Here is a 711-nt window from a genome sequence, read left to right as displayed (position 1 = left end):
CTCTCCATCTAGCTCCCTAACTGCACCGGCCGCCACACCACCCCGACCGGACCCTCCACAACAATGGCCACCGTCCTGGGCAGCCCCCGCGCGCCGGCCTTCTTCTTTTCGKCGTCCTCCCTCCGCGCCGCGCCGGCGCCTACCGCCGTGGCGCTGCCTGCGGCCAAGGTGGGCATCATGGGCCGTAGCGCCAGCAGCAGGCGCAGGCTGCGCGCGCAGGCCACCTACAACGTGAAGCTGATCACGCCGGAGGGGGAGGTGGAGCTGCAGGTGCCCGACGACGTGTACATCCTGGACCAGGCCGAGGAGGACGGCATCGACCTGCCCTACTCCTGCCGCGCGGGGTCCTGCTCCTCGTGCGCCGGCAAGGTCGTCTCCGGCTCCGTGGACCAGTCCGACCAGAGCTACCTCGACGACGGCCAGATCGCCGACGGCTGGGTGCTCACCTGCCACGCCTACCCCACCTCTGACGTCGTCATCGAGACGCACAAGGAGGAGGAGCTCACCGGCGCATAATCATGCCCATCCATCTCTCYCKCTATATATCTCTGTGTGTCGTTGTGTGTAATTTGAGTACGCGCGKACGKACTGCTTGGGTTTCATTTGAGTGCAGTTCATGTAAGCGTGGAGTTTTCAGACACCGCCCTGCCATCGTCTCTCTCTCTCTCTGTGCGCGCTTCTATTTCCAATGTTGAGTTACGCATATTTGTC

At 63.7% G+C, this 711-nt stretch carries 1 protein-coding gene; it reads left to right on the top strand.

Annotation, left to right across the window (positions count from 1 at the left end; all coding sequences use genetic code 11):
- Window positions 1–63: 63 nt before the first annotated feature.
- Entirely contained in the window at window positions 64–516 is a 453-nt protein-coding gene (locus FWJ25_RS20685) for a ferredoxin (protein WP_281292574.1), read from the top strand.
- Window positions 517–711: the final 195 nt, after the last annotated feature.

It is taken from the genome of Marinobacter salinexigens (genome assembly GCF_008370345.1).
Taxonomy (GTDB): domain Bacteria; phylum Pseudomonadota; class Gammaproteobacteria; order Pseudomonadales; family Oleiphilaceae; genus Marinobacter; species Marinobacter salinexigens.
This window is presented reverse-complemented; position numbering and strand designations above follow the sequence as displayed.